This is a genomic window from Paraburkholderia sp. EG286B (assembly GCF_040965655.1).
Taxonomy (GTDB): domain Bacteria; phylum Pseudomonadota; class Gammaproteobacteria; order Burkholderiales; family Burkholderiaceae; genus Paraburkholderia.
Map to the genome: position 1 here is coordinate 1 of NZ_JBFRCF010000302.1, position 205 is coordinate 205.

Sequence of the window (205 nt, forward strand, 5' to 3'; positions counted from 1 at the left end):
CGATCTCGCCCGGCTCGATCCGGAAGCCGCGGATCTTCACCTGCTCGTCGTTGCGGCCCAAGAACTCCAGATTGCCGTCCGGCAGATACCGCGCCAGGTCCCCGGTCTTGTACAGCCGGTCGCCGGCTACAAAGGGGCTGGCGATGAACCGCTCCGCCGTCAGCTCCGGCCGGTTCAGGTACCCGCGCGCAACGCCGGCCCCGCC

General features: G+C 69.8%; 1 protein-coding gene. It reads right to left on the bottom strand.

Annotated elements, in window-relative coordinates:
- On the bottom strand, positions 1 to 205 hold a 205-nt coding region (locus tag AB4Y42_RS44805), incomplete at both ends, for a hypothetical protein (protein ID WP_368697964.1).